Genomic DNA, 21,941 nt, shown 5'->3' on the forward strand with positions numbered 1-21,941 from the left:
GCCGCAGCCTACCCGTGGCCCTCGCGGCCCGCTCATGTCGTTCACATGGCTCAACTGCCGCTGTGCGGACGGACGTTGGCCGCTGTTGGTGTTCGCCGGCGGCAGTCCCGGCGCAGGGGAGGGGCTTCGCTTCCGGCTCTCAGGCGGGTGAGGGCCGGGCCCGCCGGCTGGTGAGGTGGGCGGCGGGCCCGGCGGTCCGGGCGGCGCAGATGCCGTGCCCCGCGCCCGTATCCGGCCCTGACATGCCGGGTACGGGCGCGGGCGGTGTGCGGCGGGCTTGCCGGTCGGGGGCCGGGCCCGGCAGTGGGCGGTGATCCGGGCCCGGCCGCGGGGTCCGGGCCCGGTCGCCGGTCGTCACTTCGTCGTGTCGGTTCCGTCGTCCGGGATCGCCGCGCGGCCGGCCTCCAGGCGGGCCACCGGGACGCGGAACGGGGAGCAGGACACGTAGTCCAGACCGGCGCCGTGGAAGAAGTGGACCGAGTCCGGGTCGCCGCCGTGCTCGCCGCAGACGCCGATCTTCAGGTCCGGGCGGGCGGCGCGGCCCTCGGCGACCGCGATCTCCACCAGCCGGCCCACGCCCTCCCGGTCGAGGGTCTCGAACGGGGAGACCGGGAAGATGCCCTTCTCCAGGTAGGCGGAGAAGAACTCGGCCTCGACGTCGTCCCGGGAGAAGCCCCAGGTGGTCTGGGTCAGGTCGTTCGTCCCGAAGGAGAAGAACTCCGCGGCCCCCGCGATCCGGCCCGCGGTGAGCGCGGCCCGGGGCAGTTCGATCATCGTGCCGATCGGGAGGTCCACCGTCACACCCGAGGTCTTGGAGACCTCGGCGAGGACCTCCTCGGCCTCCTCGCGGACCAGGCTCAGTTCCTTGACGGTGTCCACGAGCGGCACCATGATCTCCGCCCGCGGGTCGCCCCCGGCCCGCTTCCGTTCCACGACCGCCTCGGCGATGGCCCGCACCTGCATGGCGAAGAGTCCGGGGACGACGAGGCCCAGGCGCACTCCGCGCAGGCCCAGCATCGGGTTCTCCTCGTGCATCCGGTTGACGGCGGCCAGCAGCTCGACGTCGTGCGGCTCCGGGGTCTCCCCGCGCGCCACGGTCGAGGCGACGCGCACCGACAGCTCCGTGCGGTCGGGCAGGAACTCGTGGAGCGGCGGGTCGAGCAGCCGGATGGTGACCGGCAGGCCGTCCATCGCGGCGAGGATGCCGGTGAAGTCGTCCCGCTGAAGCGGCAGCAGGGCCGCCAGCGCCGCGTCGCGCTCCTCGTCCGTGGTGGCGAGGATCATCGACTCGACCAGCTTGCGGCGGTCGCCGAGGAACATGTGCTCGGTGCGGCAGAGGCCGATGCCCTGGGCGCCGAACCGGCGGGCCCGCTCGGCGTCCTCCGGGGTGTCGGCGTTGGCCCGCACCTGGAGGCGGCGCACGGAGTCCGCGCGGCGCATGATGCGGTCCACGGCCGCGACGACCGGTGCCGAGTCCTCCCCGGAGGTGGAGCCCGGGGTGGCGGTGGCGTCGTCCGCGATCCGGCCGCCGTCCTCGAAGTAGCGCATGACGACCGAGTCGATGAGCGGGGCCGCCCCGAGGAGCACCGTGCCGGCCGAGCCGTCCACGGAGATCTCGGTGCCCTCAATCACCGTCGTGCCGTTGGTGGTGAACCGCCGCGCCCCGGTGTCCACGGCCAGTTCCTCGGCGCCGCACACGCAGACCTTGCCCATGCCGCGGGCGACGACCGCCGCGTGGCTCGTCTTGCCGCCGCGGCTGGTGAGGATGGCCTGCGCGGCGATCATGCCCGGCAGGTCGTCCGGGGTGGTCTCCTGCCGGACGAGGACGACCTTCTCGCCGGCCGCCGCGCGCCGCACCGCCTCGGCGGAGTCGAACACCGCGACGCCGACGGCGGCACCGGGCGAGGCCGGGATGCCGCGCGCGAGGGTGGCGCCCACCGCCTCGGTGTCGAAGCGGGGGAACATCAGCCGGGCGAGCCGGTCGCCGGAGACCCGGGCCAGGGCCTCGTCCTCGCTGATCATTCCCTCGTCGACCAGTTCGGAGGCGATGGCGAAGGCGGCCTCGGCGGTGCGCTTGCCGACCCGGGTCTGGAGCATCCAGAGCTTGCCGCGCTCGATGGTGAACTCGATGTCGCACAGGTCGCGGTAGTGGTCCTCCAGCGTCTGGAGGTACTCGCGCAGCCGCGCGTACGAGGTGGGGTCGGTCTTCCCGAGGTCCTCCAGCGGGACGGTGTTGCGGATGCCGGCGACGACGTCCTCGCCCTGCGCGTTGGCCAGGTAGTCGCCGTAGATCCCGGGGCGCCCGGTGGCCGGGTCGCGGGTGAAGGCGACACCGCTGCCGGAGTCGGGGCCGAGGTTGCCGAAGACCATCCGCTGCACGTTGACGGCGGTGCCCAGGTCGTCGGAGATGTGCTCGCGCCGGCGGTAGATGCGGGCGCGCTCGCCGTTCCAGGAGTCGAAGACGGCGCGGATCGCCCGCTGCAGCTGCTCCTCGGGCTCCTGCGGGAACTCCTCGCCCGTCTCGCGGCGGATGATCTCCTTGTAGGTCGTGGTGAGTTCCGTCAGGTCGGCGGCGTCCAGGTGCAGGTCGTCCGAGGCGCCGCGGCGCTCCTTGAGCTCTGCCAGGGCGGCTTCGAACAGGGCGCTGTCGACGCCCATCACCGTGCTGCCGAACATCTGGATGAGGCGGCGGTAGGAGTCCCGGGCGAAGCGCTCCTGCCCGGAGACCTCCGCGAGGCCCAGCACGGAGCGGTCGTTGAGGCCGATGTCGAGGATGGTCTCCATCATGCCGGGCATGGAGAACCGGGCCCCGGAGCGCACGGAGAGCAGCAGCGGGTCGTCCGCCTGCCCCAGCCGCCGTCCGGCCTCCCGTTCGAGCGCCGCCAGGCTCTCCGCCACCTCGATCCCCAGGCCCTCCGGCTCGGAACCGGTGGCCAGGAAGGCCCGGCACGCCTCGGTGGTGACGGTGAATCCCGGCGGCACGGGCAGGCCCATCCGGGTCATCTCCGCCAGGTTGGCGCCCTTGCCGCCGAGCAGGCCGGCCATGTCGCGGCCGCCCTCGGTGAAGTCGTACACGTAACGGACCATGGTGGGGCCTCTTCCTTGGTGAGGACGTGCCTCCACCGTCGCCCGGACACCCGCGCGCCGACAGGTCCCTGACGTCCCCGCGCGGGGGACCGACCGGCCCCAAGGGTCCCCGCCGTCCCGGCGGTCCCGGCCGGGACCCGGCCCGGAGTCCCCCTTCGTACCCCGGTTTTACACCCCCATCGGCCCGCCGCGGGGGGACCTTCGGGACCTGTGGGCGGGCCCGGCGCTGCGGAAGTCTGATGGACGAGGGGCGGCAACCAGCCCCCGGGACACGGCCCCACCGGACCGAGCCCCGCGACCGCACCGGTCACGCGACCCCACGACGGAGGCTCACCGCAATGACCCGACACGACGCCGGCACCCGGCCCGCCGCGAAGCCCGCCAAGCCCGCGAAGCCCGCCAAGCCCGCGAAGACCGACCAGTCCGCCCAGCCGGCCCCCGCCGGCGGCGCGGTCACCGGCCCGGCCTCCGGCGGCGCGGCGGACAGCGGCCCGGCTGGCGGCGGCGCGGCGGGGAGCGGCGCGGCAACCGGCAGCGGAGCAGGCGAACGCACCTCCGCTGTCGACGCATTGGTGGCGAACGGCCTCAAGGCCCTCGCCGCCTACGAATACCTGACCCAGGAGCAGATCGACCACATCGTCGCCAAGGCGTCGGTCGCCGCCCTGGACAAGCACACCCAGCTCGCGCGGATGGCCGTCGAGGAGACCGGCCGCGGTGTCTTCGAGGACAAGGCCGCGAAGAACATGTTCGCGTGCGAGCACGTCACCCACAGCATGGCCAAGACCAAGACCGTGGGCGTCATCAGCCGCGACGACATCGAGGACCTCGTCGAGATCGCCGAGCCGGTGGGCGTGGTCGCGGCCGTCACCCCCGTCACCAACCCGACCTCCACCACCATCTTCAAGGCGCTCCTCGCGCTGAAGACCCGCAACCCGGTGGTCTTCGCCTTCCACCCCAGCGCCCAGCGGTGCAGCGCCGAGGCGGCGCGCGTTGTGCGGGACGCCGCGGTGGCGGCGGGGGCACCGGAGCACTGCGTGCAGTGGATCGAGAAGCCGTCCATCGAGGGCACCGCCGCGCTGATGCACCACGACGGCGTCGCGATGATCCTGGCCACCGGCGGCAACAGCATGGTCAAGGCGGCCTACTCGGCCGGCAAGCCCGCGCTGGGCGTCGGCGCCGGCAACGTCCCCGCCTACGTGCACCGCAGCGCCGTGCTCCGCCGGGCCGTCAACGACATCGTCCTGTCCAAGGCGTTCGACAACGGCATGATCTGCGCCTCCGAGCAGGCCGTCATCCTCGACGAGGAGATCTACGAGGCCGCGCTCGCGGAGTTCGCGAAGCTGCACGCCCACCGGGCCACCGCCGAGGAGAAGCGGAAGCTGGAAGCGTTCCTCTTCCCCACCGGCGCCGACGGCGGCGAGGGCTGCGAGGCCAAGGTCAACCCGGCCGTCGTGGGCCAGAGCCCCGCCTGGATCGCCGAGCGGGCCGGCTTCACCGTGCCGCCGGAGACCTCGATCATCCTCGTCGAGACCGACCACGTCGGCGCCGACGAGCCGCTGACCCGCGAGAAGCTCTGCCCCGTGCTGGCCGTGCTGCGCGCCGGCTCCGCCGACGAGGGCTTCGACCTGGCGGCGGCGATGGTCGCCTTCCACGGCCAGGGCCACAGCGCCGTCATCCACGCAGCCGACGAGGAGCTGGCCGAGGCGTACGGCCGCCGGATGAAGACCGTCCGCGTCATCGTCAACGCGCCCTCCTCGCACGGCGCCATCGGCGGCATCTACAACAGCCTGCTGCCGTCGCTGACCCTGGGCTGCGGCTCCTGGGGTTCGACCTCCGTCTCGAACAACGTCTCGGCCGCCAACCTCCTCAACATCAAGCGCATGAGCACCCGTCACAACAACCTGCAGTGGTTCAAGGTGCCGCCGAAGATCTACTTCGAGCCGCAGGCCATCCGCTACCTGGCCTCCATGCCGGACGTCCACCGGATCACCGTCGTCACCGACGCCACCATGACCCGCCTCGGCTACGTCGACCGGATCAACCGCGTCCTCCAGCGCCGGCCGCAGCCGGTCACCGTCCAGGTCATCGACGACGTCGAACCCGAGCCGAGCATCGACTCCGTGCAGCGCGGCGCCGCCCTGATGCGGGACTTCAAGCCGGACACCATCATCGCCCTGGGCGGCGGCTCCCCGATGGACGCGGCCAAGGTGATGTGGCTGCTCTACGAGCAGCCGGACATCGACTTCGCCGACATGCGGCAGAAGTTCTCCGACATCCGCAAGCGGGCCTTCCGCTTCCCGGTCCTCGGCGAGCGCGCCCGCCTGGTGTGCGTGCCGACCACCTCCGGGACCGGCGCGGAGGTCACCCCGTTCGCCGTCATCTCCGATCCGGCGACCGGCCGCAAGTACCCGCTGGCCGACTACGCGCTGACCCCCAGCGTCGCCATCGTCGACCCGCTGCTCACCGCCGACCTGCCGCCGGCCCTCGCCGCCGACAGCGGCTTCGACGCCCTCACCCACGCCACCGAGGCCTATGTCTCCGTCTACGCCAACGACTTCACCGACGGCCCCGCCCTGCACGCCATCAAGCTCATCTTCGAGAACCTCGAACAGGCCGTGAACAACCGGGCCGCCAGCCCGGAGGCGCGGGAGCGGGTGCACAACGCCGGCACCATCGCCGGCATGGCGTTCGGCAACGCCTTCCTCGGCATCGTCCACGCCATGGCGCACACCCTGGGTGCCACCTTCCACGTCGCCCACGGCCGCACCAACGCGATCCTGCTGCCGCACGTCATCCGCTACAACGGCACCGTGCCGACCAAGCTCACCAGCTGGCCCAAGTACGAGAGCTACCGGGCACCGGAGCGCTTCCAGGAGATCGCCCGCGCCCTGGGCCTGCCGGCCGCCACCCCCGCCGAGGGCGTCGAGTCCTACGCCGCCGCGGTCGAGCGGCTGCGCGACGCGGCCGGCATCGAACCGTCCTTCAAGGCCGCCGGCGTCGACGAGACCGCCTTCCTGGAGGCCCTGCCGCAGCAGGCGCTCAACGCCTACGAGGACCAGTGCGCACCGGCCAACCCGCGCATGCCGATGCTCGACGACATGCAGGCCATCATGCGCGCCGCCTACTACGGCGACCGGGTCGTCCCGGACGCCGGATAACCCCGGGCGGCCCGGCCGGGGACGGCGCCGTCCGCCCCCGGCCGGGACCGGCCGGACCGCACAACAGCACAACGGAACAGCCGCACGACTGCCGCACCGGCGGCACCGTATTGATCACTCGGGAGGAACGTCATGACCGCCACCGGCAAGAACGAAGACATCCGCGGCCGCGTCGTCGTCGGCTTCGACGGCTCGGAGCCGTCGTACCGCGCCCTCGACCGCGCCGCCGAGGAGGCCGTCCGGCGCGACACCGCGCTGGAGGTCCTGTGCGGCTGGCCGTGGAACCCGCCGCCGCTGGCCGGCGAGACCCCGCACGAGCCGCCGACGCTCGCCGAGGAGACCCAGGCCATGGTCGGCCAGGCGGTCGAGAAGGTCCGCGCGGCCCACCCCGGGCTGGAGGTCATACCCGTGACCACCAGCGAGGCCGCCGTCCCGGCCCTGGTGCGGCACAGCGAGACCGCCGCGCTGACGGTGCTCGGCACCCGCGGCCACGGCGGTTTCGCCGGACTGCTGCTCGGCTCGGTCAGCCTCCGCGTCGCCGCGCACTGCGCGAGCCCGCTGATGGTCGTCCGCGGCGAGGCCGACGGCAGCGACGGGCGCGGCACCGTGGTCGTCGGCGTGGAGTCCGACCAGGACGGCGCCGCGGTGCGCTTCGGCTTCGAGGAGGCGTCCCGGCGCGGAGCCCGGCTGCGGGCCCTGCACGCCTGGCTGTACCCGCCGCTGCCGGCCGGCGCCTACATGGGCGCCTTCGACGTACTGCCGAAGGAGGGCGAGGAGCTCCGCAAGGAGGCCGAGGCCCTGCCCCGTTACGAGGTGGCGCCGTTCCGGGAGGAGTTCCCGGACGTGGAGGTCATCGCGGACCACGAGTGCAACGCGGCGGCCCCCGCGCTGGTCGAGGCCAGCCGCACGGCCGACGTGATCGTGCTGGCCACCCACCGGACGCACCGGCACCTCGGGCTGCAGCTCGGCCCGGTCACCCAGGCGGTGCTGCACCACGCCCACTGCCCGGTCGTCCTGGTCCCGACCGACTGACACCCCGGCGGGGGACACCCCGGACCCACGGAAAGGAGCGCATGACGGAAGGGAAGAACGGGCATCCGAACCGCGAGGCGGGCAGCGGTGGTCATCGTCACCGCGCCCGACCGCGCACCACGGCCGCCGTGCCCCGCGCACGGCGGCCGTAGCCGTGCCGGCGGCGGAACGGGTGCCGCGCCTTCGTCCGGCGGGCCGTGAACGGGCAGGCGCCGCGCCGTCCCGGCCGTGAGCGGTTCCGTCTTCAGTGCCCGGCCGGCTCCGGCTGTTCCGAGCGGTCGGACCAGTCGGTCCCCGTCCCGGCCGCCGGGGTCTCGGCCGCCGAGGACCCGGCCGCGGGGGTGCCGGTGGAGGCGCCGGCCTCCGCGGGCGCGTTCTCCGGGGCTCCGGTCCCGTCCGTCGCGTCGTCGTGGCCCCGCTCCGACTCCGGAGCGCGGTCCGGGGCGCTCGTCCGGGCGCTCTCCCGGGCACGCTCGCGAGAGGCGTCGCCGTGCTCCGTCCGCCCCTGCTCCGTCCGCCCGTGCTCCCTCGCTCCGCGGGCCGGCCGCAGATCGCTCCAGTCCAGCGCGGCGCTCGCGGCGCGCTGCGTCTCCCGGGCGGCGTCCCGGGTCGCGGCGAGCACGTCGCCGTGCTCCTCGACGAGGAGCTGGTAGATCGGGGGGTTCGCGGTTGCCGTGGCCACGGTGTTCTTCCTTCGCTGTCGACGAGGGTGCGGTGCGGCCGGTGAGGCGCGGACCGGTCGGCGGTCCGGCCGCGGTGGGCCGAGAGCGCGCGTACCCGTGGCCCGAGCGGGCATGCCACGTCCGCATCCCCGTACCCCCGCACCGTCCGGGTCATGTGTCCAACTCGCCTGTGCCGCCGCCCGATACGGCTCGCCGTGAGACGTGTCACAGAGCGGCCGGACGGGGCGGACGGGGCGGACGCACCCACGCCGCCGCGCGGAACCGGGGGAGAGGACGGGAAGAAGCGGCACGTCGCGATGCGACGCCACAACAGCACCACCCTGCCCCGCATCCGCGCCGAGTCCCCGGCCTCCGATCTGCACCACCCGGAGACCGCGGCCGCCGACCAGGCGGAGCACACGGGCCGCCGGGACCTGCTCGACGCCGGGGAAGGCACGGGCGGCACCGGGCTCCGGTCCCCGACCGGCCCCGGGCCGGTCCGCCCCGCGGCGCCGCGCCCCGATCCGGTGGACATGTCGTGTTTGGCCGGGAACCCCACGGTTACGCCGTAAGCAGTAGGCACTTCAGACGAAAGGGAAGGAGGGGTTCCAGGTGACCGCACAGACATCGTCGAGCATCGCCCAGCACCCCGACATCATGGCCCTGCAGGCCCAGTCCGAACGGGCGGTGGCCTCACCGGCCGCCCAGGCGGTCGAGGCCCTGAGCCTGCTGACCGGTCTCTTCATCGCCGCCTCGCCCTGGATCGTCGGATTCAGCGGCCTGACGGCGCTGGCGGTGACCAACCTCATCGCGGGTCTGGCCTTCGTCCTCCTGGCGCGCGGCATGGGCGGCGACGCCTACGACCGCACGCACGGCATGAGCTGGGCCATGGCCGGTATCGGTCTGTGGACGATCGTCGCACCCTGGGTCGTCGTCGGGGACGTGTCGACGACCAGGACCCTGTGGACCAACATCATCGCCGGTGGCGTCGCGACACTTCTGGCCTTTGCCACCGCGGCCATGGCGGGAGGCGGTCGGCGACAGCGCACGTGAGCGGACCGGCGGCCTGATCGGCGCCGGGTCCCCGGCCCGCGCCGGGCCCCTTCCCGATCGACCGGATCGCACACCTGAGGGCGTGGCGCCTGCGGCGTCACGCCCTTTCGCGGCTCACCGCGACTCGTCCGTCTGGCCGCGACCGGCTGGCCGGAGGGCCCGGCGGACGAGAGCTTGGAGGGCGAGGACGTGCCGCGGTGCGGGCCGGAGGGCCCGGGGAGCCGGTGCGCACGGACGCCGGAAGGGTGAGAGGGCGGCACGGGCCGATGAGCGACAGCAACGGTGAGGACGTCTGGGAGCGCCTCCGCCGCACCGGGCTGTTCGGCTGGGCACCGTGGGTCGTGCCCTACGGGCTGATCCTCGCCGGGGTCGTCATCAATACGGTGGTGCCGCGCGGTACCACGGTCGCCGCCACCTTTGCCGCCGCGCCGCTGGCGGCCGCAGCACTGTGGACCCTGCGCGGCACGCTGGCCGTATCGGCCGTCGCGCTGGCGGCGATGTCGGTGTTCGTCTTCTGGTGGGACAGGCTGAGCACGGTCGAGGCGCTGGTCCGGCTGGCCACGGTCGTGTTCGTGGGCCTGCTGTCCGTGGTCGTCAACAGCGCCCTGCGGCACAGCGTCATACGGCTCTCCTCGGCCCGCCGGATCGCCGAGGCGGCCCAGATCGCCGTCCTGCCGTCACCGCCGGCCCGGATCGGTGACCTGTCCGTAGCGGTGCGCTACGAGGCCGCGTACGCGGGCGCCCGCATCGGTGGTGACCTGTACGCGGTGCAGAGCACCCCGCACGGGGTCCGGATGCTCGTGGGCGACGTCCGCGGCAAGGGGCTGTCGGCCGTGGACGCCGTGACCGTCGTGCTCGGCGCCTTCCGGGAGGCGTCGGAGCGGGTGCCGGATCTGGGGGAGGTCGCGGACTGGATCGAGAACGCGCTGCGCCGGGAGGCCGACCAGCGGGCCGGGGCGGAGGAGAGCGAGGGGTTCGTGACGGGCGTCCTCGCCGAGGTCCCGGCCGGCGAGCCGGACCGGCTGCGGATCGTCAACCGCGGCCACCCTCCGCCCGTGCTGCTCCTGGCCGACGGGTCCGTACGGCCGGTGGAGCCGGGGTCGTACGCGCTGCCGCTGGGCCTGGCGGCCCTGAGCGAGGAGCCGCAGGCGGGCGGGACCGTGGTGTCCTTCCCGCCCGCCGCCACGCTGCTGCTCTACACGGACGGGGTCACCGAGGCGCGGAACTCCGAGGGGGTCTTCTACGACCCGGTGGCCCGGCTGAACGGCCGCCGTTTCCCGGGGCCGCCGGCCCTCCTCGACGCACTGCTCGAAGACGTCGACGCGCACACGGGCGGCCGGACGGTCGACGACATGGCCCTGCTGGCCGTCTCCCGCGACCCTCCCGGGAACTCGGCCTGACGGGCACGGCACAGGCGCGGGCCGCCGGTCCCGGACCGGTCATGAGGACGTTCCGAGCATTCTGCTCACTGCTCGTCCTCATGACGGCCGGAACCGGCGGCCCGGAGTCGCCGCTGCCCTACGGCGTCAGCGTCTGCCCGATCGCCGCACCGGAGGGGAGCCCCAGCGTGCCGCGGCCGTAGTAGACGGCGCCGGAGGTGGAGACGCCCGAACTGCCGCTGTCCAGCTGGAGGATCGTCCCGTTGCCGCCGTCCTCGCCCATCGCGCCGATGGCGAGATCGGCGCGGCCCCAGCCCGACAGGTCCTGGAGGACCACGGAGGAGCCGACCTTGTCACCGGACTCGCTGACGCCGCGGACGCCGGACGTGTCCTGGGAGAGGGCGCGGGCCCCGGAGCCGGTCAGGCCGGCGGAGCTGCCGCGCAGCAGCAGCGTCGCGCCCGCGTTCTTCCGGGCGGTGCCGCTGCGGGTCAGATCCTCGCCCGGCAGGCCGGCGAGGACGTCGGCGTAACCGTCGAGGTCGTAGTCGCCCGCCGAGACGGACCAGCCCATGGCGTCGCCCGCCTCGGCGGCGCCCGGGACGCCGGAGGTGTCCTGGTGGACGGTCCTCATCCCGGTCGTCGTGAAGCCGGTCGAGGTGCCGGGCACCACGGTCACCTGGCCGCCGGCCTTCGCGCCGGACTCGGCCGTGTACGCCTGGCCGATGACCAGGTCGTCGTAGCCGTTGCCGTTGACGTCCCCCGCGGCGACCGAGCGGCCGCCGCGCACGGACAGCGTGCTGACCTTCACCAGGCCCGCGGACGAGCCCTTGAACCAGGTGACCCGGCCGGTGCCGCCCGCGTCGCGGTAGTTGAGCGCCACGTCCGCGTAACCGTCGCGGTTGAAGTCGGCGGTGGCAGCGTCCATGTGGGCGACGGCGCCGGTGGCGCTGGTGAGCGTGCCGTACTTGGTGGCGCCGTCGGTGTGCCGCGCGTTCCAGTGGCCGCCCTTGCCGGTGCCGGCGGAGAAGACGTCGGCCTTGCCGTCGGCGTCGAAGTCGCCGACCGCGACGGCCGAACCCAGCTTGGCGCCGGACCTCGTGACGCCGGTGGTGGTGTACATGGACCCGGAGTCCAGCCCCGGCCCGTACAGCACGGTGACCGCGCCCTGGTCCGTCGCGTCCAGGTTCTCGCCGGGCGAGCCGACCGCCAGGTCCGCGTGTCCGTCCCCGTTGACGTCGCCCCAGGCGGTGACGGCACCGAAGGCGTCGCCGGACTCGGAGCCGCCGGGCACACCCGGGCTGTTCTGGGTCAGGGTGCGCTTGGCCTCGCCCACCGGTCCGTCCGTGCCGCCGGGCACGACGGTCAGCGAGCCCGCGCCGCTGGACGTCTTGGGCGTACCGGCCACCAGGTCGTTGATCCCGTCGCGGTTGACGTCCGAGGTGGGGACGGCCGAGTTCGCGCCCGGGGAGGCGGCGAAGCGACGGATCTCGCCGAGCTTCGCGTAGAGGGTGGTGCCGGGGCAGGCGGTCGCGAAGGCGTCGCGGTGGCCGGAGATCCGCTGGATCGTGGCCTCCTCGTCCGTCTTCCAGACGCCCGTGTCGGCCTTGGCGGTCAGCGTGACCGTGCCGCTCGGGTCACCGCCGTACTGGCCGAGCTTCCAGGCCGCGACGCGCGCCACGGATTCCAGCGCCGCCCGGGTCGGCTTGCCGGGCTGGATGCCCCGCGCCGGGTCGCCGTGGAAGTCGCCCAGGACGGCGATGCCCGTGGAGTAGCTGTTGAAGCCGTAGGTGTGGGCACCCGTCACCGGCAGGTCGATCCCGCCGCCGCGGCCCTCGAAGACCCGGCCGCACTTGTCGACCAGGAAGTTGTAGCCGAGGTCGTTCCAGCCCTCGGACTCGACGTGGTAGGCCATGATGCCGCGCACCAGGGCCGGGGACTCGGCGCAGCTGTAGCTGTTCGTGCCCACCGTGTGGTGCACGAACACCGCCTCCACCTTCTCGATGTAGGTGGGCGGTTCCTCCACCATCGACTCGTCCGCGCCCCACGCGGCCCGGCTGATGACGGGCGGCTGCGTGACGGTGGACGGCGGGGCCTCCGGCACGGTCGCGGTGGGCGAGGGGGAGGCCGACGCCGAGTCCGTGGGCGAGGCGGTGCCGGTGGGCGATCCGGTGCCGGTCGGTGCGGCGCTGTCGGTGGGAGCGGCGCTGCCGGTCGGGGTGGCCGCCGGGGACTCGCCGGGTGCGGCGGTCTCGCCGGGCGTCGCACCGGGGGAAGGGCTCCCCGACGGTGTCTCCTCGGCCGCGAAGGCCACCGGGTCGAGCCCGGACCGGCTGTTCCTCGCCTCGGCCGCCGAGACCCCGGGGTCGACCAGGCTGATCCTCAATCCCTTGGGCAGTCCGGCGGAGGACGCGCCGTCCGCGGCCGCGACCCGCACCTCGACCCCGTCGGAGGGGCCGACCCACAGCGGCTCCGAACCGCCCCGGACACCGGGCCCCTTGGCCTCGGGCGGATGCGACTCGTCGGCGTCCAGGTCCTGCCAGGGCCCCCACTCCCCGCTGTCGCTGTTCCGGGTGCGCACCTGCGCGCTGCCGTCGAGCTTCTTCGCGGCGCCGGTCCAGGTGACGCCGAGGAGGGAGAAGGGCTCGGTGTCCGTGCGCGGCAGGCCGCGCTTGCCCTGTCCGGTGTCCTTCAGCGCGATGTCGTGCACCGAGACCGGGCGCTTCGCCTTCCCGGCCTCCGCCCGGTCGTCGTCCGGGCCGGCGACGGCGTAGGTGACGGCGCCTCCGGCTCCCAGGACCACGGCGCCAAGAGTCAGCCAGGCTCTTCGTCTCAGGCTCAGCGGTCGGTACGCATGCGTTGTACGCGGGCTCACTGCCCCACCCCTCGCAGAGTTCGCTTATGGGCTCACCCGTTGTGCGGGTGGCCTGTTGTAAAGCGCCGTCGCCTGCTGAAACGTCACTTCGTGCGGGGGTGGTGTGACGTCGCTCACGGCCCGGTCGGTCCGTAAGCCGCCGTAAGCCGCCGTAAGCCGCCGTAAGCCGCCGTAAGCCGCGAACCGCTCAGGGGCGGAAGCGGGCGGCGGCCAGGATCTCCCGCAGGAGCGCCTCGCGCTGGTGCGGTGCGCCCGGCCGGCCGGTCAGGACCCGCCGCCATTCGCGGGTGGTCTCGCGCGGGCCGGATGCGGTGGAGCGGTAGGACGCGCGGCAGTTGAGGACGACGCCGCCGTGCTTTCCGGACAGCGGTCCCGACAGGTTGACGCGGACGGAGACCCCGGGGAACTCCGCCGTCACGGTGTCCTGGTGGCACGCGACCCGGACGGCCCCGGCCAGCCGGCCGTCGCCGATGATCAGGGTGAACCGGAGGGCGAGGCCCTGCCGTTGAAGGGCGGTCTCCCGCCGGCGCTGCCGCGCCTGGTGGGCCACGCCGGGTGAGGTGTCCGCGTCGGGCATGGTGAGTCGTCTCCTGCCTGGGACTGCCTGCGACTGCCTGCGCCGTCCACGTGCTGTCCGGCCGCGGACGAGCGGCCCGCCGGTGAGGGCCGGACTGGATCTCCGGGGCCGGAAAAAGACCGCCGGGGATTCGGCCGGAAGCGGGGCCGGGGGGGTGCGGTGAAAGTGTGGCAAAGACCGTTCGAGAAACGGTTGGAGAGAATGTCGAATCGCAGCTCAGGAGGTGCCCGGCGCGGATGTGCGGCGGCCCGGGCGGACGCCCGGCAACCATTACGGCCGTGAAACCGGGAGGTTTCATCGGAGGTGCGCGGTGGGGCGGTTCCGGCCAGGCGCGCGGCCGGTGGCGAACCGGTGGGCCGGCTTGCGGTTCCCCCGGTACAGATTGCGCCATTTCAGTGCCGCGCGGCCGGACTCGCGCGTCCATCCGCCCGGTGACCGGGGCAAAGGGGGCGTCACGCGGAAGGGGCGCCGTGTTCCCGGGGCGATTCCCGGCCTCCGGGCGGGTCCGCCGTTCCGGCGACAATTGCCGCACAAGGCGGTGAAACGGGCTTTGGTCCTCCGCTGTCACGCGCTTTGCATACAAAGGTCTTTCGTAGCTTTAGCGCCACGGGCCCCCCGAGTACGTCTGGTTGACCTGGAAACCGCTGTGTATGTTTCTTGCTGCTTCAGTGATTGTCGATGAGTCACCGGCATCTGTATCCGAATTGGGGGACTGGTGGATCGCTCGAAGCTTTTGTACCAACGCAATCCGAGGCCGTCGGCGGAAGAACGCCCCGTAGCCGGGGAAGGCGGAGCGGAAGTTCACGGCGGAGTTCTCGGACCCCTGCATCTGGGTGTCTCCGCGACGGCCGAAGGTGTCGCGATCGCGCCGAAGGTCCGCACGGTCATGGCCATGCTGCTGGTCCACGCCGACCACGTGGTTCCGGTGCACGCCCTGATGCGCGAACTCTGGGGGGAACGGCCCCCGGCGACCGGTTTGCGCACCTTGCAGACCTACATACTGAACTGCAGAAAGACATTCTCCCAACTCACCGGCCGCTCGCCCGCTCACGTCGCCCGGGAGGTCCTGGTGACCGGGGCGGGCGGCTATGGACTGAAGAGCACGCATATCCGCCTCGATTGGCTGGAGTTCCAGCGGCTGAAGAACCTCGGGACCAAGGCGCTGGAAGAGGGCGGCAGCGCGGCCGGCATCGAACTGCTCGACGCCGCCCTGGCGCTGTGGCGGGGCGACGCCCTGGCCGACACCCCGGAGGGGCCCGTACTCCATTCCAAGCGGCGGTTCTTCGAGGAGTCCCGGCTCGACGCCATAGCGATCCGTGCCGAGGCGCAGATCAGGGCCGGCCTGCACCAGCGGGCCGTCACCCAGCTGGCCGCGGTGACCACCGAGCACACGCTCCACGAGGGGCTGCACGCCCAGTACGTCCGCGCGCTCGCGCTCGGCGGCCGCCGGGCCGAGGCCCTGGGGGTGCTGCGGACCCTGCGCACCCGGCTGGTGAGCGAGATCGGCATCGAGCCCGGCGCCTCGCTCCGGGAGCTCCAGCTCGCCATCCTCAGTTCGGAGCCCGGCGCCGTGTGAACCCCCGCTCCGCGGCAGGCCACGGCCGGCTGCGGAGCGGGCGCGGTCACCGCCCTCCGCACCAGTGCCCGCCCGGATTCCCGGGGCGGGCCTTTTCCTTTTCCCCCCGGCGGGCCCGCACGCGCCGTGGGCGTGCCGGCGAACGTAAGCGCCCCGTTGACCAGCGGCTCTGCCGTTTCCAGGCTCGACGTCGAATGCTTCTGGGGTTCGCTTCCGACAGGGTCTCGACAGGGGTTTGCCAGGCTTGCGGCGCAGACGGCCCCGCCAGGGGAAGCCCCGTTCGCGTCCAGTGGCCGGAAGCGGCCGGCCGGGGATCCGGGGCTGAGCGCGGCCGGCCGTCCTGCCTCTCGCCCCCTACGGACCCTGGAGGGACCTTGAGCAGCCAGGCCCCGTCCCCGTACCCCACCGCCGGCCCCGCACCATGGCTCCGGCCCGAACTCCCCCTGGCGCCCGGCGCGGTCACCCGGGCACGGGAGCTGGCCCTGCGCAACCCGGCGGCGCTCGACACGAGGACCGCGCTCCTCGCCCACGTCGTCCGGCACGCCCGGACCCGGCCGGACGCCTGCGCGGTCCTCGACGGCGAACGCACGCTGACCTACGGACAGTTGGTCGCCAGGGTCGCCTCGGCGCGAGACGCGCTGCGCGACCGCGGGGTGCGGACCGGTGACGTGGTCGCGGCCGTCGGGCCGCGCAGCGCGCACACGCCGGTCGCCTTCCTGGCCCTGGAGAGCCTCGGGGCGTCGTATCTGCCGATCGACATGAGCTGGCCGGAGAACCGCGTCCGTGACGTGCTGGACCGCAGCGGGCCGGCCCTGCTGCTCGACTACTCCGGCGGCGCCGCCTCGGCCGCGCGTTCGGCCGCCGGCGCCGAAGGGCTCGGCATCCTGAGCCTGCCCACGGAGGGCAGGCCCGGTCCCCTGGACGAGGATGTGTACGGCGACCGCTCCGGCGAGGCCCGGTACACGATCTTCACCTCGGGCACCACGGGCCGCCCCAAGGGCGCCACCATCGAGCACCGTGGGCTGCTCAACCATCTGTGGTCCAAGACGGCCGACCTGTCCCTGGGGCCCGGGGACGCGGTGGCCTTCTCGGCGCCGCTGGTGTTCGACATCTCGATCTGGCAGATGCTCTGCCCGTTCCTGGTCGGCGGCAGGGTCGTCGTGCTCGACGACGCCGCCATGCGCATGCCCCGCTGGCTGGCCGACGCCCTCGACACCGCGGGCGTGACCGTCGTCGAACTGGTGCCCACCGTCGTCGGCCGGCTCGTGGAGGAGACACGGCGCCGGGAGGGACCGGCGCTGCCGAAGCTGCGGTGGCTGCTCTCCACCGGCGAGGAGCTGTACCCCGCCCTGGCGGAGCAGGTGCTCGACGCACTCCCGCACGTGTCCCTCCTCAACGCCTACGGGCCCGCGGAGTGCTCCGACGACGTCACCCTGCACACCGTGACCCGCGCCGACCTGGGGCGCCCCCGGCTGCCCGTCGGCACGCCCGTCGCCAACTGCGTCCTCCACGTCCTGCTTCCGGCCGGCGACGGCACCTGGCGGCCGGCCGAACCGGGGGAGAGCGGCGAGCTGTTCGTCGGCGGCACCTGCGTCGGCCTCGGCTATCTCAACGACCCCGCCACCACCGGACGCGCCTTCTTCCGCGACCCCTTCGACCCGGACTCCCCGACCGGCCGGATCTACCGCACCGGCGACCTCGCCCGCGTCGAGGACGGGTTCCTCTTCTACCTGGGGCGCGGAGACCGGCAGGTCAAGGTGGGCGGCGTCCGGATGGAACTCGGCGAGATCGAGGCCGTCCTCAGCCGGCACCCCGCCGTCGAGCAGTGCGCGGTCACCGTCTCCGACGAGGGCGCCCTGAGCGAACTCGTCGCCCACTACACCCTGCGCACCGAGGTGCCGCGGCAGGAACTGCGGCAGGCGCTCGTCGCGGCCCTGCCCCCGGTGATGGTGCCGCGGCACTGGCGGCGATGGGACGCGCTGCCCCTGAGCCGCAACGGAAAGATCGACCACCGGTCGCTCTCGGCGGCCACGGCCCACACCCGGAAAGAGGCGCGATGACCACGGCAACCAGCACGGCGGCGACAGCGACAGCGACAGCGGTGACGGGGGCGGGGACGGCGGGGGCGTCCGGGAACGCGGGCCGGTCCGGCGTCCCCGACCTGGCCGAACGCCTCGCGGCGGTCACCCGGGTCGCCGAACGGCACCTGGACCGCACCGAGCGGGACGCGTCGTTCCCCGCGGAGGCCCTGGCGGAACTGCGCACCACCCGTCTGCTCGGCCTGCAGGTGCCCCGGGAGGAGGGCGGCCTCGGCGGCACCCTCGACGACCTGGTCGAGGCCGGCATGGTGCTCGGGCGCACCGACATGTCCCTGGCCATGATCTTCGTGATGCACTGCCAGCAGGCCGAGGCGGTGGTGCGGCACGCCGCGTCACCCCTGCGGGAGGAACTGATCCCGCTCCTCGCCGAGGGCAAGCTGTACCTGGCGTCCGTGACCACCGAGAGCGGCAAGGGCGCCGACCTGTTCCGGTCCGAGGCCCCGCTGCACGAGGCGGACGGGACCCTGGAGGTCGACCGGACCGTCCCCATCTCGACGGGCGGCACCTCCGCGGACGGCTTCCTGATCACCATGCGCAGCCCGTACGCCACGGCGGACCACCACGTCTCCCTCGTCTACGCCCACCGCCACCAGCTCGACGTGGAGGTCACCGGGGAGTGGAACCCGATGGGGATGCGCGCCACGCACAGTCCGCCGCTGAAGCTCCGCGGCCGGATCCCGGCCCACCACGTGGTCGGCGAACACGGCGCGTTCCACCGCATCGTGCAGTCCGTCTTCGGCCCCCTCGCCCACATCGGCTGGTCCGCCGTCTGGCTGGGCACCGCCTCCGGGGCCCTGGCCCGGGTGCTGCGCCTGCTGCGCGACCCGGCCGGACGCAAAGGCCGGGACCTGGGCTCGGAGCTGCTGCTCACCCGGCTGTCCCGGGCCCGGCAGCGGCTGGAGACCGTCCACGCGCTGCTGCGCCGGACCCAGGCGCTGGCCGAGTCCGGGACGGACTGGTCGGTCACCGGCCACCAGCTGCTCCTGAACAACCTCAAGATCACGGCGGCCGAGGAGTGCCACGCCGCCGTCGACGAGCTCGTCGACGCGCTGGGCCTCCGGCACGGCTACCTCCGGGACTCGCCGACCCGGCTGGAGAAGGCCCTGCGCGATCTGCGCTCCGCCGCCCTCAACTACGGCAACGACCGGCTGCACCTGGCCGACGGGCGGCTCTGCCTGCTCGACCCGGACGTGCGGTTCGCCTGACCGCCGGCCGCCGCCGCGGCCCTCCGCTTCCATCCGCCCGCATCCCTTCGCATTCACCCTCCGAGGAGCCGTCATGCCCGGAAACACCGCCGAAAGCCCGACCCAGAACTGGAACACCGCCCTGAAGTACATCGCGGGACGCAAAGCGGCCGAGGAGTCCCTGGGCTTCGTCGCGCACGTCAGCGCCACCGTCCGCGACACCGGGGACGCGGCGGACGTCGCCCCGGCGGTGGCCCGCGCCTGTGTGCCGTTCTTCGCCACCGCCGTCCTGCTGGACCCCGCGCCCGCGCTCGGCGAGGCCGTGTTCCGGGGCACGGAGGACCTGACGGCCGTCGCCGGGACCCTGCGCGGCCTCGCCGCCGAGGCGGGCGGGCGGCAGCTCGTCATCAGCGAGCACGAGGGGCTGGCCGCCAAGACCGACCCGCGCCACCTGGAACTGCTGCGCGAGGGCGGGGGCGACTCGGCGGTCGTTCTCTCCCTCGCCTACCGCGGGCTGTCCGGCGGCCACCTCGTCCTCGTACGGCAGGCCACCCACCGGCGGGGGGCCTTCAGCCCCGGGGACCTCGCGCTGGCGTCCGAAGTCGCCGACCGCGTCGGGGCGTTCAACGCGATCGCCGGCCTGACCGCCCGCGCCGGGCAGTGACCCGGCCGGCCGGACGCCGGACACCACCGAGGAGAGCTGATGACAGCGACCTGGACCGACGTACGCGACTGGATCCTCGAGCGCAATCCCGACCTCACGGAACTGCGGCCCGAGACCGACATCATCGACTCACGCATCGTCGACTCCCTGCAGTTCGTCGAACTCGTCCTCTTCATCGAGGACTTGCGCGGCACGGCGCTGGGGTCGGACGACGTCAGCCTCGACGCCTTCCGCACGCTCAAGAGCATCGAGCAGACCTTCTTCTCGTGACGGCCGGCCCGCGGGAGGAGCGGCGATGAGCACCGGAACCGGACGATCCCTGGTCATCCAGGGCGATGTGGGCGACGCCGGCGACGTCGTCGTGTTCCTGCCGCCGGCGGGCAGCGTCACCTCGCCGTACCTCCCGATCGGTGAGCTCCTCCCGGACACCCTGCCCGCCGTGCACTGCGAGACGCCGGGGCGTGGCCGGCTGGCGGACGAGGAGCCACCCGGCTCCGTGCAGGGTGCCGCCGACCGGTGGGCCGCCGATCTGGCCGCGACCGTGCCCGGCCGGCGGCTGCACTTCTTCGGGCACAGCCTGGGAGCCCTGTACGCCTACGAACTGACGCTCCGTTGCGAGTCCCGGCCCGGCGGCGGGGCCGCGAGCCTGTCCGTGTCGGGCGCCCGCGAGCCGGGCAGCACGCCCCGGCCGCTGCTGGCCACCGCCTTCGCCGCCCTGCGGGCGCCGGACCGGCGGCAGGGCGAGGGGGAGCCGTGGATGGACCGGGACCTGCGCCTGCGGGGCGAGTACCGGACCGGCCACCGGACGGTGCGGGCCCCCCTGGCCCTGCTGTGCGGCACCTCCGACCCGTTCGCCCGGCCCGGCGAGATGGAGCGGTGGAAGGACTTCACGAGCGGCCCGTACCTCGGGCTGTTCACCTTCCGCGGCGGTCACGACTACTACCTGTCCGGTCAGCGGGCGATCGCGGACGTCATCACCCGCGTCGTCGAGCGCAGCCGGCATCCGGAGCGGGTTCCGCACCCGGAATGAACGGCCCCGAACCGGCCCCGAACCGGCCCGCGAGCCGGCCTCGCGGATCTTTTCCCGGCACCGATCTCCCCCGTCCCTCCGCAAGGAAATGGAGTCAGCCATGCCGAACGACCAGCAGAACACCCCCTCGGTCGAGCAGTTGATCGACGTCGTCGCGAACAGCTCGGTGGGCATCGCGGTCACCGACCGCTCCGGCGCCGTCGTGCTGCACAACCGGGCGCAGTCCGTGCTGATGGGCGGGGAGGCCGACCACCTCGGCGGCCGGCTCCTGCTCGACGGCGCGGAGGACGGCCTCCGGACCCTGGTCCGGCGGCTGGAGGACGGACAGCCGGTCGAGAACGCCGAGGTCACCTACCGCGGCGCCGACGGCGGGCCCGAGCGGACCGCCCGGGTCAACGCCGTGCTGACCGGCAACGGTGAGGAGACGCGCGTCCACTGGGTGAGCCGGCCGGAGCTCGGCGAGCGGCTCCCGGTCTCCAACGACAGCGCCGAGGACGTCACCTCGGACGCCGCCTCCTGGATCCGCGCCGTCAACGAGCGTCCGCTGCCCGCCCTGGCTCCCACCAAGGAACTCGCGGACGTCCTGCGGGAGTTCTACGAGGCCGCCCCGGTGGCGATCCACCTGATCGGCGTCAACGGCCAGGTCATGCACGCCAACCCGGCGGATGTGGCGCTCGTGGGGTACACCTCCGCGCCGTCCGAGTACGTGGGCGGGCACATCCGCACCATCTACGAGGACCAGGGGCTGCTCGACGACTTCCTCGGCCGCTGGGACGAGGACTCGCCGATCATCAACTTCCGGGCCAACTTCCTGACCAGGGAGGGCGCCCCGCAGCCCGTGCTGATCTTCTCCACCGCCCAGGCCGAGGGCGGCAGCGTCACCAACACCCGGTGCTTCGTCTTCAGCGACCCGGAGCCGCAGCGCGCCCGCGACACCATCAGCGCCTTCGGCTGGCCGTCCTGACACCCGGCGGGGGGGGGGGGGGGGGGGGGGGGGGGGGCCCCCCCCCCCCCCCCCCCCCCCCCCCCCCCCCCCCATTGGTCATATCCGGCAGCCCGTCCGCGACCTCCAAGACCGAAGCCATCGGCGACCACGTGGCGCGGCGCCTCGCCGACTACGAGTGGCACACCGGGCACCTCAGGGTCCGCACCCTGCCGGCCGCGCCGCTGCTGAACGCCGACGTCACGCATCCCGCCATCGCCGAGGCCGTGGAACAGGTCTCGCGCGCCGACGGCATCGTCCTCGCCACACCGACGTACAAGGCGAGTTACTCGGGACTGCTCAAGACCTTCCTGGACCTGCTGCCCCGGTACGGATTCCGGCAGAAGACCGTGCTGCCGCTGGCCACCGGCGGCAGCCTCGCCCATCTCCTCGTCCTCGACTACGCCCTGCGGCCCGTGGCGCACGCGCTGGGCGCCCGGCACGTGGTGCAGAGTCTCTTCCTGTCCGACGAGCACCTCACCTGTCAGGACGGCCTGCCGCGGCTGCTCCCGGAGAGCACGCGGCTGCTCGACGACGTGATCGAACAGTTCTGCAAGTCCCTGGTCTCGGCATCCTGAGCCGGCCC

Annotated in this window: 17 protein-coding genes; 13 read left to right on the forward strand and 4 right to left on the reverse strand. The window is 73.6% G+C overall.

What is annotated here, in order from left to right; genetic code table 11:
• Positions 1-354: 354 nt before the first annotated feature.
• Positions 355-3,087 (reverse strand): pyruvate, phosphate dikinase, encoded by a 2,733-nt coding sequence (gene ppdK, locus IF83_RS0103315; protein ID WP_030542490.1) that lies wholly within the window; start codon positions 3,085-3,087, stop codon positions 355-357.
• Positions 3,088-3,425: 338 nt separating this feature from the next.
• Between ppdK and adhE the strand changes: the two genes are divergently transcribed.
• Both adhE and IF83_RS0103325 read left to right on the forward strand, forming a co-directional pair.
• Positions 3,426-6,245, forward strand: a complete 2,820-nt coding sequence (adhE, locus tag IF83_RS0103320; RefSeq protein WP_078843112.1) for a bifunctional acetaldehyde-CoA/alcohol dehydrogenase — start codon at positions 3,426-3,428, stop codon at positions 6,243-6,245.
• A gap of 132 nt (positions 6,246-6,377) precedes the next feature.
• Positions 6,378-7,277 (forward strand): universal stress protein, encoded by a 900-nt coding sequence (locus IF83_RS0103325; protein ID WP_051722405.1) that lies wholly within the window; start codon positions 6,378-6,380, stop codon positions 7,275-7,277.
• Positions 7,278-7,521: 244 nt separating this feature from the next.
• On the opposite strand, the gene IF83_RS29800 is transcribed toward IF83_RS0103325, so the two are convergent.
• Positions 7,522-7,959, reverse strand: coding sequence for a hypothetical protein (locus IF83_RS29800; protein WP_051722406.1), 438 nt, complete (start codon positions 7,957-7,959; stop codon positions 7,522-7,524).
• A gap of 195 nt (positions 7,960-8,154) precedes the next feature.
• On the opposite strand from IF83_RS29800, the gene IF83_RS0103335 reads away from it, so the two are divergent.
• From IF83_RS0103335 to IF83_RS0103345, 3 genes are all read left to right on the forward strand, one after another.
• Positions 8,155-8,511 carry a hypothetical protein gene (locus IF83_RS0103335; RefSeq protein ID WP_158710988.1) on the forward strand — a complete coding sequence of 119 codons (357 nt, stop codon included), beginning with the start codon at positions 8,155-8,157 and terminating at the stop codon, positions 8,509-8,511.
• A 40-nt stretch (positions 8,512-8,551) separates the two neighbouring features.
• Positions 8,552-8,992 (forward strand): SPW repeat protein, encoded by a 441-nt coding sequence (locus IF83_RS0103340; RefSeq protein ID WP_030542494.1) that lies wholly within the window; start codon positions 8,552-8,554, stop codon positions 8,990-8,992.
• A 266-nt stretch (positions 8,993-9,258) separates the two neighbouring features.
• Positions 9,259-10,392, forward strand: coding sequence for a PP2C family protein-serine/threonine phosphatase (locus IF83_RS0103345; RefSeq protein ID WP_030542495.1), 1,134 nt, complete (start codon positions 9,259-9,261; stop codon positions 10,390-10,392).
• Between the two features lie 118 nt (positions 10,393-10,510).
• Here IF83_RS0103345 and IF83_RS0103350 read toward each other — a convergent pair whose 3' ends face one another.
• Positions 10,511-13,171, reverse strand: coding sequence for an FG-GAP-like repeat-containing protein (locus IF83_RS0103350; RefSeq protein WP_244176803.1), 2,661 nt, complete (start codon positions 13,169-13,171; stop codon positions 10,511-10,513).
• Between the two features lie 259 nt (positions 13,172-13,430).
• Complete coding sequence (locus IF83_RS0103355; RefSeq protein WP_030542497.1) at positions 13,431-13,820, reverse strand: hypothetical protein; 390 nt, start codon at positions 13,818-13,820, stop codon at positions 13,431-13,433.
• A gap of 715 nt (positions 13,821-14,535) precedes the next feature.
• Here IF83_RS0103355 and IF83_RS0103360 point away from each other — a divergent pair.
• From IF83_RS0103360 to ssuE, 8 genes are all read left to right on the forward strand, one after another.
• Entirely contained in the window at positions 14,536-15,396 is an 861-nt protein-coding gene (locus tag IF83_RS0103360; RefSeq protein ID WP_279617208.1) for an AfsR/SARP family transcriptional regulator, read from the forward strand.
• Positions 15,397-15,770: 374 nt separating this feature from the next.
• The gene (locus IF83_RS0103365; protein WP_051722407.1) at positions 15,771-17,456 is read left to right on the forward strand and encodes an amino acid adenylation domain-containing protein; all 1,686 of its coding nucleotides are present in this window, start codon (positions 15,771-15,773) and stop codon (positions 17,454-17,456) included.
• Positions 17,453-18,700, forward strand: a complete 1,248-nt coding sequence (locus tag IF83_RS0103370) for an acyl-CoA dehydrogenase family protein (RefSeq protein WP_078843115.1) — start codon at positions 17,453-17,455, stop codon at positions 18,698-18,700. The genes IF83_RS0103365 and IF83_RS0103370 overlap by 4 nt, the downstream gene beginning before the upstream one ends.
• Before the next feature lie 73 nt (positions 18,701-18,773).
• On the forward strand, positions 18,774-19,343 hold the full coding sequence (locus IF83_RS0103375; RefSeq protein ID WP_030542501.1) for a hypothetical protein: 570 nt from the start codon (positions 18,774-18,776) through the stop codon (positions 19,341-19,343).
• Between the two features lie 39 nt (positions 19,344-19,382).
• Positions 19,383-19,613 (forward strand): hypothetical protein, encoded by a 231-nt coding sequence (locus IF83_RS0103380; RefSeq protein WP_030542502.1) that lies wholly within the window; start codon positions 19,383-19,385, stop codon positions 19,611-19,613.
• Positions 19,614-19,638: 25 nt separating this feature from the next.
• Complete coding sequence (locus IF83_RS0103385) at positions 19,639-20,373, forward strand: thioesterase II family protein (protein ID WP_030542503.1); 735 nt, start codon at positions 19,639-19,641, stop codon at positions 20,371-20,373.
• 100 nt (positions 20,374-20,473) lie between these two features.
• Positions 20,474-21,337: a PAS domain-containing protein gene (locus tag IF83_RS0103390; RefSeq protein WP_030542504.1), complete on the forward strand. Its 864-nt coding sequence runs from the start codon at positions 20,474-20,476 to the stop codon at positions 21,335-21,337.
• A 74-nt stretch (positions 21,338-21,411) separates the two neighbouring features.
• On the forward strand, positions 21,412-21,933 hold the full coding sequence (gene ssuE, locus IF83_RS0103395) for an NADPH-dependent FMN reductase (protein ID WP_030542505.1): 522 nt from the start codon (positions 21,412-21,414) through the stop codon (positions 21,931-21,933).
• The last annotated feature ends 8 nt before the right edge of the window (positions 21,934-21,941 follow it).

Source organism: Streptomyces albus subsp. albus (assembly GCF_000719865.1).
Taxonomy (GTDB): Bacteria; Actinomycetota; Actinomycetes; order Streptomycetales; family Streptomycetaceae; genus Streptomyces; species Streptomyces albus_E.